22 protein-coding genes are annotated in these 24,354 nt (G+C 52.3%); 8 read left to right on the top strand and 14 right to left on the bottom strand.

Annotation, left to right across the window (positions count from 1 at the left end):
• The first annotated feature begins 105 nt into the window (after positions 1-105).
• The 3 genes from CHH28_RS19015 (at position 106) to CHH28_RS19020 (ending at position 1,574) form a co-directional block, all read left to right on the top strand.
• Positions 106-1,035 carry a LysR family transcriptional regulator gene (locus CHH28_RS19015; protein WP_094061790.1) on the top strand — a complete coding sequence of 310 codons (930 nt, stop codon included), beginning with the start codon at positions 106-108 and terminating at the stop codon, positions 1,033-1,035.
• 63 nt (positions 1,036-1,098) lie between these two features.
• Entirely contained in the window at positions 1,099-1,359 is a 261-nt protein-coding gene (locus CHH28_RS19985) for a hypothetical protein (protein ID WP_157730009.1), read from the top strand.
• A complete protein-coding gene (locus CHH28_RS19020) occupies positions 1,359-1,574 on the top strand; it encodes a hypothetical protein (protein WP_094061791.1) in 216 nt (71 codons plus the stop codon). Before CHH28_RS19985 ends, CHH28_RS19020 begins: the two co-directional genes overlap by 1 nt.
• Positions 1,575-1,623: 49 nt before the next feature.
• Here CHH28_RS19020 and CHH28_RS19025 read toward each other — a convergent pair whose 3' ends face one another.
• The 11 genes from CHH28_RS19025 to CHH28_RS19075 all read right to left on the bottom strand — a co-directional run bounded on the left by CHH28_RS19025 (position 1,624) and on the right by CHH28_RS19075 (position 16,126).
• Positions 1,624-1,803: a DUF6435 family protein gene (locus CHH28_RS19025; protein ID WP_094061792.1), complete on the bottom strand. Its 180-nt coding sequence runs from the start codon at positions 1,801-1,803 to the stop codon at positions 1,624-1,626.
• Between the two features lie 234 nt (positions 1,804-2,037).
• Positions 2,038-2,277, bottom strand: a complete 240-nt coding sequence (locus tag CHH28_RS19030) for a hypothetical protein (protein WP_094061793.1) — start codon at positions 2,275-2,277, stop codon at positions 2,038-2,040.
• A gap of 76 nt (positions 2,278-2,353) precedes the next feature.
• The gene (locus tag CHH28_RS20095) at positions 2,354-2,905 is read right to left on the bottom strand and encodes a hypothetical protein (RefSeq protein ID WP_199243949.1); all 552 of its coding nucleotides are present in this window, start codon (positions 2,903-2,905) and stop codon (positions 2,354-2,356) included.
• Positions 2,906-2,914: 9 nt separating this feature from the next.
• Positions 2,915-3,487, bottom strand: coding sequence for a rhomboid family intramembrane serine protease (locus CHH28_RS19040; RefSeq protein ID WP_094061794.1), 573 nt, complete (start codon positions 3,485-3,487; stop codon positions 2,915-2,917).
• Positions 3,484-8,847 carry a DNA repair ATPase gene (locus CHH28_RS19045; protein ID WP_094061795.1) on the bottom strand — a complete coding sequence of 1,788 codons (5,364 nt, stop codon included), beginning with the start codon at positions 8,845-8,847 and terminating at the stop codon, positions 3,484-3,486. Before CHH28_RS19045 ends, CHH28_RS19040 begins: the two co-directional genes overlap by 4 nt.
• A gap of 114 nt (positions 8,848-8,961) precedes the next feature.
• Entirely contained in the window at positions 8,962-10,902 is a 1,941-nt protein-coding gene (locus tag CHH28_RS19050; protein ID WP_094061796.1) for a flotillin family protein, read from the bottom strand.
• Positions 10,903-10,933: 31 nt separating this feature from the next.
• Positions 10,934-11,629 (bottom strand): OB-fold-containig protein, encoded by a 696-nt coding sequence (locus CHH28_RS19055; protein ID WP_094061797.1) that lies wholly within the window; start codon positions 11,627-11,629, stop codon positions 10,934-10,936.
• Between the two features lie 120 nt (positions 11,630-11,749).
• Entirely contained in the window at positions 11,750-12,454 is a 705-nt protein-coding gene (locus CHH28_RS19060; protein WP_094061798.1) for a PspA/IM30 family protein, read from the bottom strand.
• Positions 12,455-12,468: 14 nt separating this feature from the next.
• The gene (locus CHH28_RS19065) at positions 12,469-13,095 is read right to left on the bottom strand and encodes a YjfI family protein (protein ID WP_094061799.1); all 627 of its coding nucleotides are present in this window, start codon (positions 13,093-13,095) and stop codon (positions 12,469-12,471) included.
• A 142-nt stretch (positions 13,096-13,237) separates the two neighbouring features.
• The gene (locus CHH28_RS19070) at positions 13,238-15,169 is read right to left on the bottom strand and encodes a sensor histidine kinase (protein WP_094061800.1); all 1,932 of its coding nucleotides are present in this window, start codon (positions 15,167-15,169) and stop codon (positions 13,238-13,240) included.
• A gap of 12 nt (positions 15,170-15,181) precedes the next feature.
• Positions 15,182-16,126, bottom strand: a complete 945-nt coding sequence (locus CHH28_RS19075) for a substrate-binding domain-containing protein (protein WP_157730010.1) — start codon at positions 16,124-16,126, stop codon at positions 15,182-15,184.
• Between the two features lie 149 nt (positions 16,127-16,275).
• Here CHH28_RS19075 and CHH28_RS19080 point away from each other — a divergent pair, with 149 nt between their 5' ends.
• From CHH28_RS19080 to CHH28_RS19095, 4 genes are all read left to right on the top strand, one after another.
• A complete protein-coding gene (locus CHH28_RS19080) occupies positions 16,276-16,791 on the top strand; it encodes a MarR family winged helix-turn-helix transcriptional regulator (protein ID WP_094061802.1) in 516 nt (171 codons plus the stop codon).
• Positions 16,792-16,916: 125 nt separating this feature from the next.
• Positions 16,917-17,342 carry an organic hydroperoxide resistance protein gene (locus tag CHH28_RS19085; RefSeq protein WP_094061803.1) on the top strand — a complete coding sequence of 142 codons (426 nt, stop codon included), beginning with the start codon at positions 16,917-16,919 and terminating at the stop codon, positions 17,340-17,342.
• A 127-nt stretch (positions 17,343-17,469) separates the two neighbouring features.
• Positions 17,470-17,910 (top strand): PaaI family thioesterase, encoded by a 441-nt coding sequence (locus CHH28_RS19090; protein WP_233243668.1) that lies wholly within the window; start codon positions 17,470-17,472, stop codon positions 17,908-17,910.
• Between the two features lie 348 nt (positions 17,911-18,258).
• Positions 18,259-18,990 (top strand): CARDB domain-containing protein, encoded by a 732-nt coding sequence (locus tag CHH28_RS19095; protein ID WP_157730011.1) that lies wholly within the window; start codon positions 18,259-18,261, stop codon positions 18,988-18,990.
• A gap of 132 nt (positions 18,991-19,122) precedes the next feature.
• Here CHH28_RS19095 and CHH28_RS19100 read toward each other — a convergent pair whose 3' ends face one another.
• On the bottom strand, positions 19,123-19,482 hold the full coding sequence (locus CHH28_RS19100) for a MerR family transcriptional regulator (RefSeq protein ID WP_094061806.1): 360 nt from the start codon (positions 19,480-19,482) through the stop codon (positions 19,123-19,125).
• A 113-nt stretch (positions 19,483-19,595) separates the two neighbouring features.
• Here CHH28_RS19100 and CHH28_RS19105 point away from each other — a divergent pair, with 113 nt between their 5' ends.
• On the top strand, positions 19,596-20,450 hold the full coding sequence (locus CHH28_RS19105; protein WP_094061807.1) for an aminotransferase class IV family protein: 855 nt from the start codon (positions 19,596-19,598) through the stop codon (positions 20,448-20,450).
• Between the two features lie 85 nt (positions 20,451-20,535).
• Here the strand turns inward: CHH28_RS19105 and CHH28_RS19110 are convergent, their stop codons facing one another.
• Together CHH28_RS19110 and CHH28_RS19115 are read right to left on the bottom strand one after the other, a co-directional pair.
• Positions 20,536-21,843 (bottom strand): DUF1501 domain-containing protein, encoded by a 1,308-nt coding sequence (locus CHH28_RS19110; RefSeq protein ID WP_094061808.1) that lies wholly within the window; start codon positions 21,841-21,843, stop codon positions 20,536-20,538.
• An 8-nt stretch (positions 21,844-21,851) separates the two neighbouring features.
• Positions 21,852-24,338: a DUF1588 domain-containing protein gene (locus CHH28_RS19115; protein ID WP_094061809.1), complete on the bottom strand. Its 2,487-nt coding sequence runs from the start codon at positions 24,336-24,338 to the stop codon at positions 21,852-21,854.
• Between the last annotated feature and the right edge of the window lie 16 nt (positions 24,339-24,354).

A 24,354-nucleotide genomic window follows, 5' to 3' on the forward strand; every position in this document is an offset into this window, starting at 1 on the left:
TCAGTTGTGTGTGTTTCAAGTGATGAGGCTATTGTTGTGCAACACTTTAATACGGTCTAATTGATAGGTAGTATACTTTGCATTGATTCACATGATGATTTAGACGTGGCGAAAACCGATTTGAATCTGGTGGTGATCTTTGACGCCATCATGCGTGAACAGTCTGTCACCGCGGCCGCCGAGCGTTTGGCGATGACCCAACCCTCGGTGTCCAACGCGTTATCGCGCATGCGCCACGTCTGGCGTGATCCGTTATTTGTAAAAGACGGCCGTGGCATTCGCCCAACTCCCTATGCCGAGCGTTTATGGCGACAAATCGCTCATCCGCTGTCGGACATACGCGATGCCGTTAATCCGACAGCCTTTGACCCAGGCAGCCATCAACGCTGCTTTCGCATTGCACTGACCGATGGTTTAACCGGCATGTTCTGGACGCCGCTGCGGCAGTTCATTGAAAACAATGCCCCCAACATCGACATTCATGCCGTGCCTTACACGGGCGCGCTGGAACAGCAGTTAATGAGTGCCGACGTCGATATGGTGGTGGGGCACTACTTTGGCCGCCATGCTCACATTGCCGCTCGGGCGCTGTTTGAAAATCCCTTCGTGGTGGTGATGCGCCCAGATCATGCACTTACCCAAGGCGCACTGACGCTGGAGCGTTTCGTCGCCGCCGATCAGTTGCTGGTATCACTGTCAGGCGATGCCGAAGGTTCGGTGGACATTGCCTTGGCTGAAAAAGGCCTCAAGCGCCGCCTGGCGATGACCCTCAATACCTTTGCTGGCGCCGCTGAGCTGGTGCGTGAAACTCAATTGATTACCGTCTTGCCCTACCCTGTGGTCGCCAAATACCTGCAACGCGGCGAATTAGTGGCGCGCGCGGCGCCGTTATCCATTCCCACCCCAATGATGTACATGGCCTGGCACAAGCGTGATGAGCGTGACCCGGCAATCTTGTGGTTGCGCGGTGTTATTCAGGCCATTACCGATCAGGTCAACGACGACATCGAACGCCAGCGAGTGCCTTTGCGCTAGCGCCTGAACCGATTTGGCAGAGCAACACCGCTCCATAGCTACTGTGAGTCCAGCGCCGCGGCGATGCTGTGCTCAATCGGCGTGGTGGCACGGCCGATCAAGCGGCTCAAACTGGCACTGCTGTCGGCCATCCAACCCTCGCTGGCATACACTTCGGCATCCGCTAGAGCGACAGCAAAGTCCGCCAGCGATCAGCCCCTGCAGCAACAACATCGCTGGGTGCTGCTGCAGCAAACCAGCCACGACAATTTGATTCGCTTGCGCCAGCACGGCCACATGATCGACATTCGACCAAGCAGCTATTACCGCTGCAACTTCCACTGATGCTGCAACACATGGTGGCACGGGGTTTAGGGTTGGGGGTGATGCTGCCCACCAGTGTGCGCCAGGAACTGAGTGAGCACGCCGTCACGCAGGTGATGCCCAGCATCAGCAGCGAGCCATTGGTGTTTGCTCTGATGCCCCCGTCGAGGCGCCAACTGCCGCAACGCACACGCGCTGTGATCGACTATTTGCTCAACACGCGTTTGTTTCAGTGAGGTTTACTGCGGTGGCGCACTCAGGCTTGGCTTGCCGAGATACTCAGCATTACTTGTTGTCGCTTTGCTCGTGCTGCTGAATGTCGCGATACAGGCTGTCCGCTTCACTGCTCAATTGAGCATAGCTGCGCATATCGCCGTTACGCTGGGCTTGCATCGCTTGCTCCAGCTTGCGCTGGTACTGCTGGCGCAGTTTTTTGGTTGGGTCGGTTTTGAAGAAAGAAAACATGGCCACCTCCTAAGTTATACAGGATTGTACAACACTTATACCTAGCGTATTAAGGGGTCTGGCCTGAAGTTTTTTTATGCGGGTACGTCTGTGGGTATGGGTATGGGTGCGGGTACTTATGTGGTCATGAGTGCGGATACGTCTGTGGGTATGAGAACGGCAAAGTGACGACATCGGCGCTGTAGACGCAGTTTGTTATGGCTGGCCACCACTTAGGTCGCCAGCCATGGCATGTTACAGGTCGTATTCGGCCTTCAGCTCGTCGACGCGACGGCGCAGCTCTCCGCGCAACTCTTTGTCTGACAAGCGACCGATGATGTTCGACAGAACGCGTTTTTCGTTGTCGTCCACCACGCCATCACGCTTGGCGATATCGAGGATCTTCTCCAACTCGTTAACGTCCAGAGTGCCATCGTTGGCAAAGCAGTTGATGGAATGGAAGGACATTTCCAAGTAATCGCGATTTTCTTTCATGGTTTTCTCCTTAGGATTGATCTAGCTGTTATACAACACTCAATATCGCCGTCAATGAAGGCGGCGATTATCCGTATTATTCACACGTACTGTTACTGGCCGGACGAATCGACAAATATTGCAGAATGTCCGCCTTACCCTGCTGCTGGTTTAACCACTGGCGAAACTCATCGGCCTTGGCAAACTGCACTTCACCCAAGCGGTTACGGAAGTTTTCTCTGACACTGGCTTCTTGCTCAGTTAAACGAATCAGGCGCTGCCAGGCGTCGGTAAATATTCTCGGCAACTGCTGATGCATTTCGCACGATTTCAGCAATGACCACTCACCAGCGTCGAGCCAGGCTTCGTCACACGTCGCGCACAGCTCCAAGCGATTATCCTGATCGTGACCGATGCGATATTTGCTCATTAAGCGGGCGCATTTGGGGCACAGTTTGGCACCTGCAGAGTCTTCGGCGGAAAACTCATTGTCCTTCTCAATACTGTGCTGCTCGGTGGTTTGCTGCCAATAACGATAATTCAGCAGCGGTAGCAAGCTGCCACCACACTGCAGGCATCCCGCTGCGACCAGCCCAGTCTCTAGAGTAACCGGCTGTAACTGGCTGCCCTTGCATTGCGGACACTGCATAATCTTCTCCTACTCAATTTCTGTTTCTGGCTTACCACGACTGAGAGAACTTAAAAAAGCAAATAATCCTCCCGCGACGGCACCCGCGATATGGGCTTCAAATGACACCCCAGGGTGATTCGGAAGCAAGCCATACACCAAGCCGCCGTAAGCAAACACCACCAGCAACGCCACCATGACATTGACAAAACTGCGTGCGAACAACGCCAGTGCTATTTGCCAGGCCCAAAGCCCAAAAATCCAGCCGCTGGCGCCAATATGAATGGCCGGCCGAGCAAACAGCCAGACCAAGGCACCAGAGACCACAACAATAAACACACTGGCCATCAAGTATTGACGCACCGAATGACGCAAACTGATCAAGCTCAGCATCAGCAGACCGGTCAGGTTGTTAAATAAATGCCACCATTCGCTATGAACAAAAGGCGCCAACACAATGTGAAACCAGGCGCTGGCTTCGCGTGGCTGGATACCAAAGCGATTCAGCGCCCCACCGACCACGGCGTTTACAGCAAACACCGCAATCAGTATCAGCGCCAATGAACACAGCAGCAGCAAACGGCGCTTAAGCTGCAACATCATGGCTCAGCTGAGCCCTTGGCTGCTGTTGAGGTTTTCGCTCTGTCAGTCTGGCTTTTTTCAGGCTGGCTTTCTTCAGAGTGGCTTTTGTCGATTTGGCGAGTGCTAGCCAAATCGGTTTCTAACACCCGCAATTGCTCGGATATATCGCGCATTTTGCCGTGTGTGCGCAGATCGATTTCGAGCTTTTTATCCATGCTGCGCACCAGCGGGAAAATGCTGTTTTCGATGGTTTCTGCCAGTACTGCCAGCACTTTATCAATACCAGGCACCGGTTCATTCACCACTTTTACCTTCGGCTGGATTTGTTTTACTGCTTCGGCAAATTGATTCAGACCTTTCAGCATGGCTTTGGCGACGATCTCATTTTGACCAGCACTGCTCTGACCCAGTTGTTGAGCGCTGCCGGACAGTGCCTGCACGCCTTCGACCAAATCCGACAGTTGCGCCACCACTTTGGCACCGGTATCAGCACCGTCGCCGCCCATGGCTTTATTGCGTAAAAAGTCCTTTTTAATTTGTTGCCAGCGCTCGGCTTGTTCTGTGGTCATGTTGCCACGCAGCTCGGCCAGCTTCAGCAGATTGTCTTCAGCACCAGTGGTCAGCAGTTGCGATTCACCCAGGTAATGATCCGCGATCATTTGCATCAGTTCGCGATCATTCATAACGGCGGAGATTTTCTCCGTCATTTTATTCATGTTGCGATAACTGCCCTGCAGCTTAAAGGCAGGCTCAGTGCGATATTTATCGTCTTGTGCCGCAGAGGCAATGTACTGCTGGTTAATCTTCAGCACGACTTCCTGCACCACCATCATTTTTTGCAACACGGAAGTCATTTCATTGATTTCCGCGCCACTGTACTGGTGAGACAAATCGGTGGTGGCGACCTCGCGACCTTTGGCCATATCGATTAACTTATACACATCGTCCATTTCGCGCACCGCCATCGGTGCCAGAACCGGGTTAGAGGTCAGCGCGTTTTCGATGTAACTCAGCGCAAACTGCTCATCCATGCCACCTAAGATGTCGCCTAGGTTATAAATATCGGCACGGTTAGCGAGCATGTCTGGAATCTTAAAGGCTTCGCCCGATTCCGTGTACGGGTTACCCGCCATCACGACACAGAACTTGCGCCCGCGCATGTCGTAGGTTTTGGTTTTGCCTTTCCAAACACCGTCAATACGACGCGTGCCGTCACACAAGGAGATAAATTTCTGCAAAAACTCTGGATCCGTGTGCTGAATATCATCCAGATACAGCATCACATTGTTGCCCATCTCTAACCCGAGGTTGAGCTTTTCCAACTCTTTTCTGGAAGTCGCATCCGGCGCTTGCTGCGGATCTAATGACGTCACTTCATGACCCAGCGACGGGCAGTTGATCTTCATGAAGATTAAGCCCAACCGGCTGGCAACGTATTCCATTAATGTGGTTTTACCGTAGCCAGGCGGCGAGATCATCATCAATAAGCCCATCAAATCGGTACGTTTATTATCACCGATGGTACCCATTTGTTTGGCTAGGTTGTCGCCAATCAAAGGCAAATATGACTCGTTAATCAGGCGGTTACGCACAAATGAGCTCAAAGGTTTCGGCTTAAATTCGTCCAACCGCAGTGCTTCGCGTTGTTCTGCGATCACCTGTTGGCGCACAGCCAAATAGCGATGATACGCAGGCACCACCTCAAAGCGGTGATGCTCCATCTTCAGCAAAAAAGCATCCAGGCCAAAGTGCAACGCTTGCTGCTCAATCAACGCATGATCGCCCATCAAGCCCGCTACCGATAGCTCCAAATCCACTTCGGTAAAACGTCGTTCAAGGCGCTCATTGGCGTTAATTAATGCCACCGCCTCTGGAATGTAACGCTGCAAACCGTCCAGTTGTTTGTCTTTTACCAGCGCTTGCAGCCAGGCTGATGTCAGGTTCCAGCGCTCGGCTGGCCAGCCCATCATTTTATCCAGCGCCATCTGATAACGGCGCCAGGTTTCGTCGTCCATCGAACGCTTCAGTTCGTCTACTAACTGAGTGGCGTATTTGCTGCCAATAAACTCCAACCGTTCACGCCCCATTTCGGCCACCAGATAGTCGGCAGCGCGCCGGATATCCAGCTCGGTGACCTCAATAGGATGTTGCGCCACAAACTCCTGCAGCGAGACAAACACTTCTTCCACCAGCAGCTCGACTGCTTCGTTGCTGCGAAATACTGAGCCCATTTGCGCCGCAGACTGAGCACGCTCAGGCCAGGTGGTAAAACACAAGGTCGCGCGATCTTGCTCGGCGCTTTTCTGACTGCGAGTCAGACCTTTAATATTGGACCAAAACACCTGCGCCAAGCCACGACATAACGGGTCGTAGCGCAACAAATCAGCACCGTCTAATGCCGGAATCAGTACTTTCAGCAGCAAGACGGCATCATGGTCGTGGATGCCTTTTTCGTATCCTTCCTTGTAGCGCGGGCTAGCAAACTGACGCACCAACTCCGTCAGTTTGTTATCTTCCAGCAGTGCCGTGCGCAATTGCTGCAGCGATAAACCGTCGCTGTGTTTTTTTGCCGCTTCGAGAATTAAAAATGCGAGGTATTCAGAGCGATAGACAGCCGGAGTCTCTGACTCCAGGTTCATATCCCAATAATCGCGCAGCGCCAACAGCTCGGCCTGTTCAATGGGCTCGTAATAATCGGTGCCGGTGAGGTGAATATTCAGCATGCCATCACGCGGAATGATGGTCAGATCCAGCTCCTGAGTATTAACTGAGAACTTATGACGTGGCCCCAGTTTGATGACATTACCGCCATCTTCATAAATATCGCTTTTGTCTCGTAACGAGCGCAGCGCTTGTTCTTTAATGGCTTTTAACCGGGCCTCGATATCATCGGCTTTCACCGCCGCATCCAGCTGCCGCAGCTGCTCCACCTGCTCGCGAATCTTCATCACCAGTGCATCAGAGGCGAAGTAGGTATTCAGCTCATCTTGCTCGGTGAACTTCAGCGAACGCTTTTCAATGCTACTGAGAATACGACTGGCAGCATCAGACACCGATTGCGCTTTACGTTGCAGTTCGTCAATCAGCTGTTGTTTGTGATTTTCAAACGATTCATATACTTCCTCGCGTTTATCCATAATGTCAGCGAGGAATTCATCAAATTCACTGTATTGGCTTTCCAGCTCTTCCAGCTGTACCAACAGACGCGACAGTTGCTCATCACACTTTTCTGGCGTATTGGCCATGCCCAGTGCATTGGCAATGCTCTGCGAGAACAGCTTAAACTGAGCTCCGAATTGCGCTATGGCTTCGGCCGAGCCCAATGATTTTTGCTTATGCTTGGTTTTTGCTTTGCTTTGATTGAGCTGCGCATAAATCTGCGAAATGGCATCAATGATACGCGTGCGTACCGTTGCATCGTCGACTTTGAGCGTGCCCATTAACTCGGACAGCAGATCCAGACCCGAAGCGGTGGTTTCGATCACTTCAACCAAGGGCTGCAACTCTGCCATCGTGGTGGCTTGTTCAACACTGTGATTAATGTCATCAATTTTCGCCTGATACGGCTCCAGCGCTTTATCGTCCGCAAGAAACGCCACAGTGCGCTCGCTCAGCGACGCTTCCAGTGTTTTTAACTCATCGTCCAGCTGTTCAATGGCGGCAACATCGATATAACGCAGCTCGCGAATGGTCATCAAATGACCGCGCTGGCGGCGAATGGCACCTAATGCATCGACGTATTCGGTGGTGGTTTCCCAGCTTTCGGTACGCACGGTTTGCAGCAGTGCTTGTTGCGACTGCTGCGCTTCGCGCATGGCTTCATCGGATTGCTGGCGGATGCTTTGAACTTTTTCAAATTCATCAATCACCAATTCAGCCGTACTGCCAATGTCATGCAGCAGCTCGGCAATGGTGCTGGTTTCTGTTTCTGCCAGCCAATAATGATCGTCAAATGCTTTACGCGCCGCTTTACTCAACTCTTCATATAACCGCGCAGACACACTTTGCTGGCTGATCATACGCACAACGCTGTACAAGTCCGACACACCGCGCACTAACTCTGCGTTACCGATACGGCCATAAAAGGTCTGACTGGCTGGTGCCCGACTGGCATGCTCATCGCTTTCATACGGGGTTTGCCAGATTTGCATCGGATGAACGCGAGTCGGTTCATTTTCGGCAGAAAAGATCACCAACCTGCCATTGTCTGCCAAAGCATAACCATGGGCATACACTGGGTTTTGCAGGCTTTTATCAATCAGGTTGTACGCCAACAAACACAGCTCGCCATTTTCTGGCTGATAGAAGACGTACAGCATGTCTTCACCGTTGGGGGAGCGCACTTTGCGCTTGAAGCGCAAACCGTCGACGCCGTCGTCAAACTGCTTTAGCTCACCGCTGCTAAGGTAATACCCCCCAGGGAAAATCAGACCATGATCTTCCGGTAGCTGTACGCAGGAATCACCAATGGCATCAATGCGATGGACACTTTCATCCAGTGGGTTGTAAATAAAATGGCGTGCTTGCTCTTCGCGGTAAGGAAGGATTTTCAACAAAATCAGCTCGCCAATGTGGGCATAGCTGATATCTGCGTCATCCAATGACTGGGTTTTATCTTCTACCGGTTCCTGATAAATACCCAAGCCATCTTCGGTGTTGTTTTCTACCTTGATGGTCAGATCGCCACCCACGGTTTCAACGAACAGGGTATCTAAAATATTGATATGCGGATGACGACCATTCACTGTATCATCGCGGGTAGTAGAGGTCCATTCAAAATCAAAGGCGGGGGGTAACTGAATGTCACGCTCTCCGCGATTGTCCAGATACTCCACCGTTCTCCCATCAGCCGATACCGACCAACGAAAAACACGAATATCTTCCAAACGCTCGCCGATTTGGAAACCGGCCAACAGCTTGCCTTTTTTTACCGTAAGCTCTACCAGCTTAGTATGCTTGTAATAGCGATACAGCTCTTCAAAATCATTAACAAACCCAGGGTCGGCTAGAAAGGTGCCCTGGGCTGGTACTTCTACCAGCTCAAACTGTCCGTCATTTTCGGTGACGTCAAACAGAGCAAAAACATCGCTTACCTGAGTTTCTTTTTTCAGGCCAATAAATACGTTGTAACCAAACAGCAAGTGGCCACCCACTTGCACCATGTCCCGCGCCACACAGTTATTTTCAGTGCGTACTCGAGTTCTGGCCACGACTTGCATATCTGAGCTGCCAAACTCGGCGGTACGTGCCTCGTTCAACGCGGAAATGGCTTGCTCCAGTTGACTGCCTTGATCCTGCAAACGCTTTTTGATGATGTCGTAAGCACCACCTTCAGCAACGGCATTGTCAACGACGTCCGTAGATTGCTTTTGCTCTACCATTCCTTAATCCTTTTTTCCAACTGCTCAGATTTGACCATCGATATGCGGGACAGTAACTTTCACTGCAATCGCAGCACCGGGCCTTTGAAAGCTCTCCGGTGCTGCACAAGCAGATTACTGCTGGGTTTCGTTATTACTACTGGATGATTCCATCACTTTGCTCAGCAAGGCTTGAATGGTATTGCTCTTGCCAGCAAAACCATCGATGGCTTTACCAATAGACAGCGACTTAGCAAAGTTATCGAAGAAATGATCTTCGCCACCAACGATATCAATTTTGGCTTTCTGCAAGGCCACCGCCAGTACTTCAGCATTTTCACGGGCAATGTCTTTGCCGGCTTCAATCGAAGCCATGGCTTCTTTCAGTGCAGTTTCCAGACCCATGCGATACTCTTCGTGCGAGCGTGCTTCAGCGCTCATGTTATTCATGGCATCAAACTTCTCGACCAAACCATCGGCTTCGGCTTTGTATTGCTCGCGGGTGACAGCGGCGTTGGCCATACCAATTTCACGTGCGGCGGTAGCTTCTGAGTTACCTTTGGCAGCAATCACATCCGCTTCTGCTTTACCCGTGCCCAACAAGGCATCGGCTTCCGCATCGCCTTTGGCTTTGATCACATTGGCTTCGGCCAGGCCTTCTTTTTCGAATGCATCAGCCTTAGCCGATTGCACTTTGGCTTCCGCCAAACCACGCGCAGCTTGCTCTGCCTGGGTACCTTCAGCCAGTTTTTTCTTAGCATCGGCTTCTTTGGCAGACGCTTCCAGCTCTGCTTGCGCTATAGTCGTCAACTCCACGGCACGGTGCTTAGCCGAAAGCTCTTTGGCTTCTGCTTCTTTGACTTGCTTAACTTTTTCTTCTTCCGCCAGCGCCTCAGCAGCCAGTACTTGCGTTTGTTTAGCACGGTCCGCTTCAGAGACTTCGCGCACTTCTTTAATGCGCTCCTCTTCCACCGCGACGGTTTTATCAACCGCTACACGCTCGCGCACCACGTTGGCGATTTCTTTGCGCTCGACCTCAATGGCCTTTTCCGCTTCGATTTTCTGGATTTCGACTTCGCGCTCACGCGACACCACTTCCAGATCCCGTGCACGAGTTACTTTTTCAACTTCGATGGCCACAGCGCGCTGGCGATTTTGCTCGGCTACTTCAATTTCACGCTGCTGGTTTTCACGCTGCACCGCCAAGTCTTTTTCTACTTGGATGGTGGTTGCCTCTGCCTTGCGACGCTCTTCTTCCTGAACTTTTTTGGTTTCGGCTTCTTCGCGTGCGCGTATGGTAGCGACTTCGCGTTCTTGCTTGGCTTCAGCGTCCGATTGCTGACGCTCCAGCTCTAACATGGCTTCGACGGTTTCTACGTTCTTTTTCTTGATCGCCAGTTCTTCGTCACGTTCCAGGTTGTTGGTGATTACATTCTGGTTGGCGGTCAATTGGGTAATCTTTTTAATACCCTCAGCATCAAGAATGTTGCTGGAGTCTAATGACGACTTTGGTGTTTGCTCCAGGTAATCAATAGCGACGTCTTCCAACACATAGCCGTTTAAGTCTTCACCGATCACCTCAATGATTTTGTCACGAAAATCCTGACGGTTTTCAAACAGGGCCACAAACTCAATTTGCTTACCCACTGTCTTCAACGCTTCTGAGAACTTGGCGTTAAATAATTCATTGACCGCGGCTTTATCGGATGCACGGCTAGCACCGATGGATTTGGCAACCTTGAGCACATCTTCAGCGGTTTCATTCACTCGCAGATAGAAAGCGACGGTGATGTCTGCGCGCATATTGTCAGCACAGATCAGACCGTCTTTACCTCGTCTGTCTACCTCCAAGGTAATCAGCGAGATTTTCATCAGCTCTTTTTTATAGATGATCGGGTAGACCAAGGCGCCAGTGAAATGCACCTTTGGCTGAGAGGTCATATCATTGACAATCAGCGCCGTGCCCTGCTCCACCTTATAATAAAAGGCTTTAAACAGCGCAGCCATACCCATCAAGATGACGAATACGATACCAACGCCCGTCAGAATTGGCATTAATACAGATAAATCTGCCATGTTCAGTTACTCCACTTCCTGTTTTATATAGTTAGTCGATTTGAGTGAACTCTTGTTCGGATATCACTCGATAAGCGTTTTCTTCTGTCAGATATTCCAATAGAACGACCCGATCTCCTTTTTTAAAGCGCTCCTCTGCGCCCGCTCGAACCTTTAAAATCAGCCCTGCGCCACCATCGGCCAACATGGCTTCTCCAAACGCTTGGTCAACACGCGAGGTACGTACAATCGCGGTTTGCCCTAATACGTGTTTGCCGGCTTGCTGCTGAGTTTTATGGAAAAATGGTCTTAGTGGTTTAATCACTTGCGCCGTGATCATCACTGCAACATATAGAGAGGCAAGAAAGATAGGCACGCCCGCCAGCCACTGCAATAAACCGTGTGGTATTAAGGCAAAGCTGAAGTGCACCAGGTAATAACAAATCAACCAACCAAACAATGTAATCAGCGAGACGATAATGGTCACTGGGACACCCACCAGACCAAATCGCATTAATAAACCCGCTAATACGTTGGGGCCACCATGCTCATGTGCGCTGGATAGCTCTAAATCACCATCCGCTTCCGGTAAATCCACATCCAGCACGTCGATATCTACCAGCCCCAGCACCGCCACCAACCAATACAGCACGATCAATGCGAGCATAAAGGTGAAAATGGCCGTGGGAAACGACGCAATATTCTGATAAAAAGGGTTCATTCCCTCAGTGAAAAATACTGCAAACATCCCTTATTCCTTGTTTATTGTGCGAGCACATTGATACAAGCTGGCGGGCCCATATGGGCACCGCCTTAGTTGCTTAATCCGTGATCTGAATAACGGCCCCCCCCGCAATGCGATAGAGTGTTATTCAGCTGCTCCGCCGCTTTTTCTAGTTTTAATCCGCGCCAGTATGTCTTCTGAACGGTTACCCTGCACCCGAATACCGGCTTGCTCTAATTTATTCTGCAAAGACAGCTCAGGGGCTTCCTCTGCCAGTTCGCTGGCGGCTGCCAGCTCAGCATCACGCAAGGCTTGTTTTTCCTTGATGCGTTGCAGGGAATCCATCGCCGTGCGTAATTTTGCATGTGATCCACTGTGACGCTGGGCCACAGCGGCTTGCGCGCGGTGCACGCTTTCACTCGCCTTGACGGTATCCAGCTGTTGTTTTAACCGTTGAATGTTACGCTGGGTTTGCACAATGGCGGTTTTCATTTGCGTAACACTGTCGGCATAGCTGTTGGCCGCCGCCTGCTCTTGGCTGTGCTGCTGCTCCAGCTCGGCAATTTTCTCTGCCACTTCCAGCGCTAAGGCTTCATCACCTTGTTCCAGCGCTTGCAGGGCGTAGCCTTCATGCGTCTCAATGTGTTGACGCAGCTGCTCGCTTTTATCCTGCGATACTTTCTGTCGCGCCATCATTTCCGCCAAACTGTTTTTGGATTGATCCAGTTCGGCGGCCGCTTCGCGCACTTCCTGATCCAAAATGCGCAGCGCTTGGCTGTCGACGATGGCTTCGCCTGCTTCGTTTACACCTCCGCGCAGCGCGGTCATCATCTTCGCCCAGATGTTCATACAAACTCCTCGCCTTAGCCGGCGGCAGCGGTGACGGTTAAAAACTCGTTGTATGCTTCCGTCGCCTGAATCACGTTGCTGGTAAGCACCTCAATTTCGAACACGACATTACTGAGGATTGAGCTTGCACTCAAGGCACCAAACATATGGTAATAATCCTCTCCGTCAATGTTATCCAGGCTGATGGTGGATAGCGGCAGATACTTATGGGTGCGTAGCACCGCGTCGTTAAAGCGTGCTTTATCGGTGACGTCACTGGCAGGCCATAGCAGCGACTCGACAATAATCTGATCGCCGGAAACGGTCAAAAACAGCGGTAAATCACCGTATTCGTGCATGGTGACATGCAAGGCTGGCTCAGCGCCATCGATCATTTCAATGGCTGCGGTTCCTTGAGCAAACCAATCAGACTGTTGCAGTGCCTGAAACAGGCTTTGGGTTGTCCAGCGCTCTACTTGATGCGTCATGTCCATTTCTCCTGGTGGCTCAAACATATCGCCACGGCGGCGCAGCTGTTTTTCCACAGCCGCCAAGTGCTTGGCGTTCTCGGGAAGAATCCAGACCTCTTTCTTCACCAGTCCCTGCTGGCGCAGGCGCCGACGATACTCTCGCTGATAATGTGCCGAAGACTTTGCTTTCATGGTGCCAAATTACCGCATTACATGTAACAAAGCAAACATCACATGTAATACAAAAACCATTACATGTAATACGATAAACCTTCGTATAAAGACGGCATGGAAGCTGAATGAGGGCTGCAGGCAGCACTAACGGACGATAAAGTCAGTCAGATGCGGTGTGGCGATAGGGTAAGGTAATGCGGAATGCCACACCGTGTCCGAGTTCACTGTCGCAGCGAATCTGGCCATGAAGATCTTGCACCACCAGGTTGTAGATCATGTTCAAGCCCAAACCTGTGTTGCCAGCATGGCGCCGGGTGGTAAAGAAGGGATTAAAGATCAGCGGCAAATCATCCGCGGCGATGCCTTTGCCATTGTCGCGATAACAAATGGATACATGATCTGTCGCCGCCTCAACTTCAATATCGATGCGCCCTTGCATTCGCTTATCAAAACCGTGATGCAAGGAGTTCATTACCAGGTTGGTAAAAATTTGCCACAGCACTCCGGGATAGCTGTGTACAACAATGCCTTCATCCCCAACGATATGCCACTCCAGTGCATACTCCTTGATCGCCGGGCGCAGGCTGGCAACGATGTCATTCAAATACTCCACCAGCGCGATATCCGCCAGATGATCCTGGTTCTGATTGGCCGCAGTACGTTTAAAGCGCCCGACCAACTCCACCGCCCGGCTGAGATTCACTTGCAGAATCTCAGCCACTTCGGCGCTTTGGGTTAAAAAGTCGGCCAGGTCTGTGCGCGTCATCTCACCGCGCTCAAACTTTTGCTGCAAAGCGGGAACGGTTTCCTGCAACACAGAATTGGCCGTGACCGACACACCGATGGGGGTGTTTATTTCATGCGACACACCCGCAACAATATTACCCAGCGCCGCCATTTTTTCGCTTTCGATTAATTGTTGCTGAGTACACTTGAGTTCGTCATAGGCCTGGCGCAATTGCTCTTGTTGTTGTTTGTCGTTATCCACCACGTCTTTGTAGTGATTAAACCAATGTACCAGCTGTTTGATTTCGCGAATGGAGGTTTGCGCTTCAAGGCTGTTCAGACATTGCTCGTTATTTCTGGCTATCTCGGTAATGGTTTCAATGGGGTGCACCACTTTTTTTGCCAGGTAATACACCGCCGCCACCATCACCAGCAGCGCAAAGGCAAAACACACAATGGTCAGTTGACCAATGGTCGTTGCTCGGCTTTGCATGGCATCAATGGACACCACGCCGGCCAACGACCATCCCATGGCCGGAATTTTATTAATAAATACACGCACCGAGCGCCCATCCAGCATGGTATCGATGGGACCGACGGTACCCTGGTGAGCGTCTGCCAATGCAAAGGGGGTTTTAAGTCGGGATTTTTGCGGGTGATAAACGATGCGCTGCTCGCCGTCGTACAGTAGATGGTAAATCAAATTGGAGTCTCGCTCATGCACTCGCGAATACAATGTCTCGATATTGTATTTGAGCACCATATAAGCCTGAGTGACATAGCGCCCGCTGACGTCGTCGAACTCCATCAGCTGCGCGATGGCTGGTACCACCAGGCCATTGCGGGAGTCGACATGTGTGTTGCTTTCAATGCCCGGCCAACACAGGCCGCGCTGACTGGCTGTACAGGCCGTCAGCCACTGCTCAAACAGCTCCATGTCATAACGATCACCGGCGGATAAATCACCGACGCTGAACACCGCACCATTAGCAATCACATCAATCGAGATCAGCCCTTGCAAGCTGATCACCGAGCTTAATTTATCCTCCAGATTGGCGCGCAAACGCAGTCTTTCAATAGCGTCCAAGCCATCTGCACGGTATGCGCTATCGACCATGGATTGAATCGAGGGCGATTCACGTAAATCTCGCGCCAGCCGCCTGGCATCCAACGCAAAGCGCTCCATATTGCTCACTTCCTGGCGAAAGATGGCGGCCGTTAATTCGTTGGCCTGGCTGTTTAACCCTTCAACTGACAGCCGGTAGGAATACACACCCAGCACCGTAAGAGGCACCAAGGTGCTGATGAACATGTAGACGATGAGTCGGTTCTGCAGTGATTGAAACCAGGACAAGCGCGCTAACATGCTAATGCCTACTCAATCCGTGACCACCAGTACGTCCACCAGTACGGTCGGATCCACCGATGTCGATTCCAATAAATCCAATGCCGTCATCACGCCACGATAACCTTGCTGGTCCGCTTGCTGGTCAACGGTAACCTTGAGCCAGCCACTTTTTACCGCGCTGGCGGCATCGGGAATATTGTCGTAACCGCCGATTAGCCAGTCACTCAGCTCGTTTTCTTGTGCGTATAAAATCGCGCCCAGCGCCATCATGTCGTTGGCGGCAAAAACTAGGTTGATGTCCGGGTACTTGGCGTGCATTTGCTTGGTTAATGCGTAGGCTTGCTCCAGCTTCCAGTGCGCCGGCTCAGCCGCCACCAACTCAATATTGCCCGCCTGCTCAAAGGCAGCCAGCGCGCCATTGCGGCGCTGAATGGCATTTTTTGCACTGCGTGGCCCTTCAATGACCAGTGCCTTGGCCTCCCCGTCCACCAGCGAGGCTAGGTATTTGGCTGCCAAGAAGCCACCGCGTTCGTTGTCCACCGACACAAATGGAATCGGCGGCAAACCGGCTGCCGCTGCGGCCATCGGGTCCACCTGATTGTCGATGTTTACGACTTTTACCCCTTGCTGATGCGCGCGCAGCAGCACGGGAATGATTTCAACCGAGTTGGCCGGCGCGATAACCAATGCATCGATACCGCTGGCCAGATGCTCGTCGATGATTTCAATTTGCTGCTCGACCAGGGTCTCGTTGGTACCGGAGCGCACAATCAACTGCGCGGCGCGGATTTCTGCGGCTTGGCGCGCGCCCTTTTCCATCGCTGCATAAAACGGATTTACCAGCGACTTCATCACTAGCAAGACTTTAGCTCGCTCATCCACCGTCGGCGAGACAACCTCGGCCTCATCCTGTTGATCACACCCCAGCAAACCCAACGACAGCCACAATACTGCGCAGCAAGCAAAGCGAGCCATGATCATTCCTTTTTAAACAGTGGGACTTCCTGAACTATAGCAGCGTCACTTTACTGCGCTTCGGTTAACCACAGCGGTATCCGTGCGCAGCCGCCACCAGTGACAAAACTCAGGTAAACTGACGGCAGAGCAACCGCACAAGAAGCCCCATGACAACACCTTCGAATCAGACTCCTGCAAACCCGGCACCTTCAAATCCGGCACCATCAGACCCGGCGCTTTCAGACCCAGCGCCAGGCAGCAATCCATTGGCATTGGATAATCAGCTTTGCTTTGCCCTGTACTCAACCTCACTGGCGATGACGCAGATGTACAAAGAGCTGCTGACACCGATCGGGCTGACCTATCCGCAGTACACCATCATGCTGATTCTATGGGAGCAAGACGGCGTGACGCTCAAGCACATCGCTGAGCGCTTGGGGCAAAAGTCCGGCTCCCTCACCCCAGTGATCAAACGCCTGGAAACCGACGGTTTCATTCGCCGTCAACGCGGCAAAGACGATGACCGCTCACTCAGTATTGAGCTGACACACGCCGGCCAAGTGTTGCGCGAACAAGGGCTGCAAGTGAATCAGTGCATATTAGAAGCGTGCGATCTGCCGCTAAAGAATCTGGTCGACTTACGTGACAACCTCAACGAGCTAAAACAACAGTTGCTGAAATAACCCTTGCACCAAATTAGTTATCGCGATAACTTAACTTCAATCAGCGCTGCATCGGCAGCATTTTTTTAAGCCAGATAGTTATCGCGATAACAATTAGCGATAAGACGACGCATCGAGGTGACACAATGAAAGCCCTTTTCCAAACTACCATGACTTCAACCGGCGGCCGTGACGGACGCTCCAGCGCCGCCGATGGCAGCTTAGAGCTGGCATTATCCACACCAAAAGAGCTGGGCGGCGCCGGTGGTGATGGCACCAATCCAGAGCAGCTGTTTGCCGCAGGCTACTCAGCCTGTTACATCGGTGCGTTAAAGTACGTGGCGGGCCAACAAAAGATTAAGCTGCCGGCCGATTTATCCGTCAGCGCCACCATTGGCATTGGCGAAAACACCCGTGGTAGCGGTTTTGCGATCAGTGCCGATCTGCAGGTATCTTTACCTGGCATGGAGCTTGCTGCAGCGCAACAGCTGAGCGACGATGCCCACCAAGTATGCCCTTATTCCAACGCCACGCGCGGCAATATTGATGTCACCACTGAGGTAACCGTTTAATCGTTGCCTGCGCCCCATGGCCGATAGCCAAACGAGCAAATCGGTCACTGTTGGCGCTCACTGCCGCCATTGGCACACATCCTCTCTGTGGTTAGCATCCCAGCGAATCCACAGAGAGGATCAAGGTTTGAAACCCAGCAAGCAGCAACTGCAAGAGTTTTTCACACGCGACTTTCCACAAGCCAATTTCAGCATTGATGACGTTGGTGAACGCAGCGCCACGGTGCGCAAAAAAATCGCCTTTGAGCATTTACGCCCTGGTGGCACCGTGTCTGGCCCAGTGATGATGGAAGTGGCAGATACCGCTCTGTATGTGGCGATTTTGCACGAAATTGGTTTGGTTGCTTTGGCCGTCACCACCAATTTGAACATCAACTTTCTCAACAAACCTGTGGCGGATAAAGATCTGGTGGCGCGTTGCCAGCTGATTAAAGTCGGCAAAACTCTGATCATTGGGGATGTATTCATTTATTCAGATGGTCAGGATGCACCGGTAGCACACGCCGTTGGTACCTATTCCATCCCGCCGAAACGTAATGACCACTTAGGGTCTGTTAACACTATTTAGCCCTTTGCTGCTGGAAGTCAGTTTTTCTTGAGAAGGCATAAGGCGTGTGGTTTAGCTGGTTATATAAGCAACGAATAACGCGACTCCGGGAAAAAAGGACCCCAGCCCTTCGGGGTATGGCTGAATATCCAGACCATACCGCCCGTCCGAACGTCATCGGTTATGCGGCTTAGTTCTCTGCGTTGCCGTTTCCGCTCATCCACGAGCGTGAGAGGCTAATTCTTGCGGAGCCGCTGCTCCTAATACGCCCTAGACTGGGCGCCTGAATTGCCCTCGCCGCACAAGCGCGTTTGCGGGCAACACATGACGACCAATTTCCCTCACATCACTGACAAGGAGTTAGCTGTTATGAGCGTTCGTTCTATTGTGGGACTGCTGCTGTTGTGGATGTCTGCCAGCGCCCTAACCGACCCAATACTCGACTACACTGCGGCCACTTACAAAGCGGCTTGGTACCCCAACTTCTACCAACAGCAAGGTCCGATGACGTGCCCACAGACCTGCGAAGTTTGGACCCAGGGCGCTGGCATCGCTGAGCAGGAAAAGGCCAACGAACCCACTGGCCAGTTCGAAACCACCCACGTGTGCAAAATTTCCAGCAACGAAAAAGCCATTTATTACGGTAAAGATGATCCAGATGCACGCTGGTTGTATGGCAATCAGTTTGACCAGCTGCAAGCTTGCTTTACCGCCACACCAGACGACATTTTAAAGTCGGATTTGTACATGTGCCTGTGTGTGTATCGCTGCCAACAGCCCGATCTGATTGTCAGCAAAATACACGACCCCACGTGGGATCACGCCAACAATCGCTCGGTGGTACAAGTCACCATTAGCAACATAGGTACGCAAGCCGCGGCGGCCAGCCACCTGCGCCTGACCGATACTGGCAACGGCTCTTGGACGGTGGCAGCAACACCGGCATTAGCCGCCGGCGCCTCCGTCACACTGACGCTGTACTTCAACGGTTATTGGGTGTTTGATCCCAATGCAGAGCTGAAAGCCGAAGCAGACTACAAGGGCGAAGTCGACGAGTGCGATGAAAGCAACAATACCTTGGAGTATTTCAAAATGGGCTAACAGCCAAGCTGCACAGTTAGCCTAGGAGGTCTGAACCCCCACAACCAAGGCGACACAAGAACATAAAAAAACACAAGTATAAAAAATCATTTGCGCGTCAACATGGCGCGCTTTTTATAAAAAATATTTTAATCAGTTATCCGCCGCCTCAATTTCCCGCAAAAAATTCGCCAGTACTTGGCGGTTATTTTGAAGTTTTTGCAGAGTATCGTCGGTTTGGTGAATTTGCTGCTTGAGCAACTTTCTCAGTTCGTCACAAGGTTCAAACACCGGCCCGTCACTACGAATACAGGGTAAAAACACCTGAATGGTGGACAGGGGCATCCCTGCGTCACTTAACAGCTTAATTCTTGTCACGGTTGCCACCTCGGAGTCGCGATAGTCACGATAACCTGCCACCGTGCGCTTGGGCTGTAACAAACCTTGCTCTTCGTAATAGCGCAACATACGAATGCTGACGGCGGTACGCTGCGATAACTCGCCAATTTTCATTTTGCTATTGATCCTCAACTGTGAGCTCTGAGCTATTGACTCTGACCCATTGACTCTAACATTAGTGTCAGGGTTGATACTGGCGACATTATCAAACGCAACTAGGAAAACCCATGTCGGCGACTAACGAACACTACCCAGTCATACTAAACGGCAAGCCGCTTGAACAAGGCGAGCTGGCCAATTTGGCCTTTGCAGGATTCGCTCATTTCACTGCCCTACAAGTACGCCAACGTGCCATCAAAGGGTGGGACTTACATTTAGCACGGTTACAACAAGCGTCGCGAGCCTTGTTTCAGCAAACTTTGAGCGACGAATATCTATCTGCAGCCCTATGCGCTGCGATTAATTCCGGCCCAGCAGCGCAGTCGCTCACCGCCACGTTATTTGTCGACCAAGGTGAATTTAGTGGCCACAGTGCCAATGCCTTACCATCGCTGCTCATTCGTGCATCCGAACCACGCGATGGTCCACCAAGGCCTCTACGTTTAGCGGCGTTTGAGTATCAACGCCCGTTAGCCCATATAAAACACGTCGGTGAAATCGGCAAAACCTATTATCTTCATCAGGCAATACAGCGCGGCTTTGACGACGCTCTGTTTATTACACCAACGGGAGATGTCAGCGAAAGCAGCATCTGGAATCTGGCTTTTTGGGACGGCGACAGCGTGATCTGGCCAAAAGCCCCAATGCTAACAGGAACCATGATGGGCATCGTTACACGACAACTCAAACGCCTGGGAATATCGCAGCGCACTGAGGTAATACCTATAAACCAGCTCGGGTCTTATTGCGGCGCTGCCGTGATGAACTCTTGGACGGCCGGCATCGAAGTCGCCGCCATTGAAGAGACAAGGTTTGCACATTCGGATCAGCTGGTGGCGCTACTGCAGCAAGCTTACCAAGCAGAACCAAACAGCCGGTTAATCGAGTCCATTGGCCGCAGCAGCAATGCCGAGTTGGCATAAGCTCCTATACCGCTAAAAAGTAGCGATAGTCGTCACGATTGATCATGTTGCAATACAAGCGCATCCACTGCGCTTTTATTGCAGGTCAGGAGAAGAAATTTATATTCTCGGCGTCTAGCGGAAATTGCTGACTGACAGCGTGATTTTCAATACCCGCTAAACGGCGCATGGCCTGTTGAATGTGTTTTGGCTGCAACACCACGCCAGACGAAGACAGTTGCAAACTCGTCGGGTCAATGGCCTGTGCTTCATGCGCGGCGGTGGTTTGCCCCACCACACGATTCGCCCAACTGACGTTGCGTGCCATAATCAGCGCACTGGTAATGGGCCAATGATCTTTGCCATTGCCATCGTTGTATTCTGGCGTGCGGCCAAAGTCCGACTGCACCAATACAATCAGACGATCAGCTATACCAAGGCGCTCAGCCTCGCTCCATAAATATTCAATACCATTTTGCAAGCGCTGCATGGCTTGCGTCTGCTCGTTGTCGTGATCAGCGTGCGTATCAAATCCCCAAGTGACCAAATCGGCGCTGACACACAAACCCGAGCGATAAGCCGCCAACGCAATTTGTGCTTGTCGGCGCAGTGGATTCCAATAGCCATCGTCGTCGGTATTACTGACGAGTGTGGCTGGAATGTAATCCGCCAGCGCCTGCAACTGCGATTGGCCGGCATGAGCGGTGGCAAATTGATTTAATGCTTGCTCAATTCGTGGCGCCATGTGCGGCTGATTTTGCAACCGGGCCAGCCGCTCGGCTTTGTAGCGGTTGAGAATGTCGCGCGTGGCTTTACGATGAAAAAACTTAGGCGCATCCCAATCATTGGGGTCGTAGTCTAAAAACTGTTCCTGATACACCAATTTATTCAGCGCACTGGGGTCTTGCATCAGGGTATAGGTCACCAAACCACCCGTCTGGTTGTAACCACCATTGGATAAATACGCCAACGGTAACTGCGGCCCCAAGGCACCGGCGGCCATGGCCGCAAACGATGGATATCCTTCGGCTAACCGCCCGCTCCAACTGTGACGCCGTCCCGCTTGGTGTGCATTGGTTTGCGTATCAATACCATTAATTACCAAAGTATCGGCGTAATGTTTATTAAAAAAGCGCTGATTGTGGGCAAAAGGCGCGTACTGAATGGGGCTGCCATTAATGCTTTGAACACCGCTGGTTTGCGCCCAGCGATTAATGGCTGGCGTGGCTTTGGGGTCGCAGAAACTGGTGACGTCCCACCCACCTTCGGCTTCAATGCTGACAAAAAATGGGCCAGTGTAGGGTTGCGCCTCACCCGCGGCATGACTGCGCAGTGACCAAGGCAGCGACGCACTGAGCCCTGCTGCCGCCATTGCTTGCAGAAATTGTCGACGTTTCAAACTTGCAGACGACATATCACACCTCACTCATGTAAAACGGCAAAATCGGCGAGCAAATAACTCAACACCGCCATCCAAGCACGCAGGGTGTGATTCGGATCGCGCAGCAAAGCGCCATTGTCGGCGTTGTCCCAATCCAAGCGGCAGTACTCGTCGTTATCGTCATGCGGCTCATTGGCATCGTTATAGAATAAATAATCACTGGGGGCTGAATTTAATCGCGATTGCCACACTTCTTCGAACAAGGCATACACCTGTGTTTGCTCAGTGTTTAAATCGGTCAGCGGGTTACCCCACAGGCGATCAATTAAGCGATTGACTTGCAAGCGCACGCTGGTCGCATTGCTTTGCGGTGTGTCGGTGCTTTCCACCTCGGTGAACAACACACGCTGACTTTGCGGTTGCTCAAATTCGTTCACCACCAAACTGCACACCATTTCACTCGACATGCGATTGGCCACGGCGTACATCATGGTGTTCAGCTGGCGACCGCGCTCCACCACAGTGTCCGAATCAATGCCGCCATAAATGCCGTAATAGGCATCCAACAGCAGCGCATCGTCTTCATTCCAAACATGATGCCAACGCCCGCCCGTTGACGCTTCCAGTTTCCGATTCAGTTGTTCGGCGGTTAATAACTGGCCGCGGCCCATATCGCTGGCCAACGGCGTACTGCCAGGCACCACAGTGTCGGCGCGAAACGCCGGGCTAACAGCCATGTCGACCAGCATATCTTTTAGGTTGTAAGCACCATTTCCGGACGCGCCACTGCGCAAGCGCTGCGCGAAGTCGGCAATCATGCGCTGCTGTTCCTGATACACAGCCAGCCGCTGTGCATAGTCCTGATCCGATGTTTCGGTCGGCGCCGCCAACGGCTCAGCAGCAAACACAGCTGGCCACCAAAACTGCACGGTACCGCTGGCGAAACGGGCATCGGCGACCATCTGTTGCGCCAGCCACTGCAGGCCCTGTGACTGTTGTGACTGAGGCAGCTCGGCACCGTTAAAACCCGGTATGCGCATATCGCGATACCACAAATCGCCCTCTTGGTAGAGGCCGCTGTCCTTGTAGGTGTCGGGCAAGGAGTCGTCGCCATCCCAGGCGTCGCGATACAACCCACTGTCGCCAAAGTTTTGGAATGCTCCGGCCACTGGGTCCATCACCGTATGACAGCCGGTACACGCCGGGTTGTTCATGGTCGGATTGTTGTTGTCTGCCAATGCATCTGGATCCATGGAGCGCACCGCCAGCCCTTCGATATCAACACCGAGGAAGAAATAATAGGCCCAGCGCGAGCGCGCGCGGTTGCGGTTGGTGTCCGTCGATGGATAACGCGCTAGGAACATCTGTGACGACAGCACACCAGCATGCGGCAAAGGCCCAAGAGAGTAGCCGCTGGTAATACGCGCCGGGCGCCAATCGTCCTCATTTTGATCGTTCGCAAAACTAACACCGGTGTTATACACATCATTGGAATACGGATTGACCATGATGTAGTCGGCGGTCAGCACTTCGGTATAAGGCCGCTCCGAAGTCACTATGTAGCGGATCAACTGCAGAGGCGCCATGGCCAACGCTTCATTGGTGCGTTCCCAGGCTTGGTTGCGAGCACGTTCTGCCGCCTCCCGTTGCGCTTCGCTGGTGGCGTTGTTGACCGCCTCGTTCAATGGCTGCAAGCGCGCTTCGATATAAGGGAAGCGATCACCGCCGTCGTAAAGAAGATCCAGCGCTGGTGTGCGACCGTTGGCCCATTTATTGGTCAACAAGCGATCATTGGCGCCTTCCAGCACAAACTGATCAAAACCTTCGCCGGTCATCAGCCCACGAATCACCCGTCGCAATGACTCGTCACTGCCGTCACCGAGTGATTGCACTTCGGCGGCGGTGGGCAAACGTCCAGCAAATAGCAGCGCCGCTTTGCGCAAGGTGTCGCTGGCGCCGGCATTGTTGACGCCCTGCCAGACACTGCCGATTTGCTTATCGGGCGCTTCAGGTTCCTCGCCATCAGTGCTGCAGCTGACAGGGTCGGTTTGCAACCAAGTGAGCATCGCTTGATGTTCGGCGCTGTTGGGCGAAATCACCGCACCACCACCGTGAGCCACTTGCCCCAAAGGCTTTTGTACCAGCAAGCCACTGCCATTTGAGGCAATGTAGTCAGACACGCGCTGTAAGTTGGTGCTTAAGGCCGTGCTGTCATTGCCTGCCTGCAACACCAACCCAGAGCTGGCAGCGATGCCGCCACTTTGATGGCAGGTTAAACAGCTGCCAGACAGCACTGGCTGCCACAGCTGTTCAGCAAAACGATCCACCTCGGCGCTACAATCGGTGTTGCTCACGTCGTCTGGCGTTTCTGGCACATCGGGCTGCGGCGTACTGGGTTGATCGGTCGTACCGTCACCCGAGCCGCCCTCCGTCGCCAACTCGCCATCGTAGTCGTTGCCACCACCACCGCAGGCGGCCAACATCAGTGCTAGTACTGCACCACACCCAATGTGTGTCCACTGTTTCATGCTGGCCTCGCTTGCT

It is taken from the genome of Bacterioplanes sanyensis (assembly GCF_002237535.1).
GTDB classification, from domain to species: domain Bacteria; phylum Pseudomonadota; class Gammaproteobacteria; order Pseudomonadales; family Oceanobacteraceae; genus Bacterioplanes; species Bacterioplanes sanyensis_A.

Excerpts from the sequence above, each read along its gene's own strand:
- CHH28_RS19985 (WP_157730009.1), top strand. The coding sequence starts at position 1,099 with ATGCTGTGCTCAATCGGCGTGGTGGCACGGCCGATCAAGCGGCTCAAA.
- CHH28_RS19020 (WP_094061791.1), top strand. The coding sequence starts at position 1,359 with ATGCTGCAACACATGGTGGCACGGGGTTTAGGGTTGGGGGTGATGCTG.
- CHH28_RS19025 (WP_094061792.1), bottom strand. The coding sequence starts at position 1,803 with ATGTTTTCTTTCTTCAAAACCGACCCAACCAAAAAACTGCGCCAGCAG.
- CHH28_RS19030 (WP_094061793.1), bottom strand. The coding sequence starts at position 2,277 with ATGAAAGAAAATCGCGATTACTTGGAAATGTCCTTCCATTCCATCAAC.
- CHH28_RS20095 (WP_199243949.1), bottom strand. The coding sequence starts at position 2,905 with ATGCAGTGTCCGCAATGCAAGGGCAGCCAGTTACAGCCGGTTACTCTA.
- CHH28_RS19040 (WP_094061794.1), bottom strand. The coding sequence starts at position 3,487 with ATGATGTTGCAGCTTAAGCGCCGTTTGCTGCTGCTGTGTTCATTGGCG.
- CHH28_RS19045 (WP_094061795.1), bottom strand. The coding sequence starts at position 8,847 with ATGGTAGAGCAAAAGCAATCTACGGACGTCGTTGACAATGCCGTTGCT.
- CHH28_RS19050 (WP_094061796.1), bottom strand. The coding sequence starts at position 10,902 with ATGGCAGATTTATCTGTATTAATGCCAATTCTGACGGGCGTTGGTATC.
- CHH28_RS19055 (WP_094061797.1), bottom strand. The coding sequence starts at position 11,629 with ATGTTTGCAGTATTTTTCACTGAGGGAATGAACCCTTTTTATCAGAAT.
- CHH28_RS19060 (WP_094061798.1), bottom strand. The coding sequence starts at position 12,454 with ATGAACATCTGGGCGAAGATGATGACCGCGCTGCGCGGAGGTGTAAAC.
- CHH28_RS19065 (WP_094061799.1), bottom strand. The coding sequence starts at position 13,095 with ATGAAAGCAAAGTCTTCGGCACATTATCAGCGAGAGTATCGTCGGCGC.
- CHH28_RS19070 (WP_094061800.1), bottom strand. The coding sequence starts at position 15,169 with ATGTTAGCGCGCTTGTCCTGGTTTCAATCACTGCAGAACCGACTCATC.
- CHH28_RS19075 (WP_157730010.1), bottom strand. The coding sequence starts at position 16,126 with ATGGCTCGCTTTGCTTGCTGCGCAGTATTGTGGCTGTCGTTGGGTTTG.
- CHH28_RS19080 (WP_094061802.1), top strand. The coding sequence starts at position 16,276 with ATGACAACACCTTCGAATCAGACTCCTGCAAACCCGGCACCTTCAAAT.
- CHH28_RS19085 (WP_094061803.1), top strand. The coding sequence starts at position 16,917 with ATGAAAGCCCTTTTCCAAACTACCATGACTTCAACCGGCGGCCGTGAC.
- CHH28_RS19095 (WP_157730011.1), top strand. The coding sequence starts at position 18,259 with ATGAGCGTTCGTTCTATTGTGGGACTGCTGCTGTTGTGGATGTCTGCC.
- CHH28_RS19100 (WP_094061806.1), bottom strand. The coding sequence starts at position 19,482 with ATGAAAATTGGCGAGTTATCGCAGCGTACCGCCGTCAGCATTCGTATG.
- CHH28_RS19105 (WP_094061807.1), top strand. The coding sequence starts at position 19,596 with ATGTCGGCGACTAACGAACACTACCCAGTCATACTAAACGGCAAGCCG.
- CHH28_RS19110 (WP_094061808.1), bottom strand. The coding sequence starts at position 21,843 with ATGTCGTCTGCAAGTTTGAAACGTCGACAATTTCTGCAAGCAATGGCG.
- CHH28_RS19115 (WP_094061809.1), bottom strand. The coding sequence starts at position 24,338 with ATGAAACAGTGGACACACATTGGGTGTGGTGCAGTACTAGCACTGATG.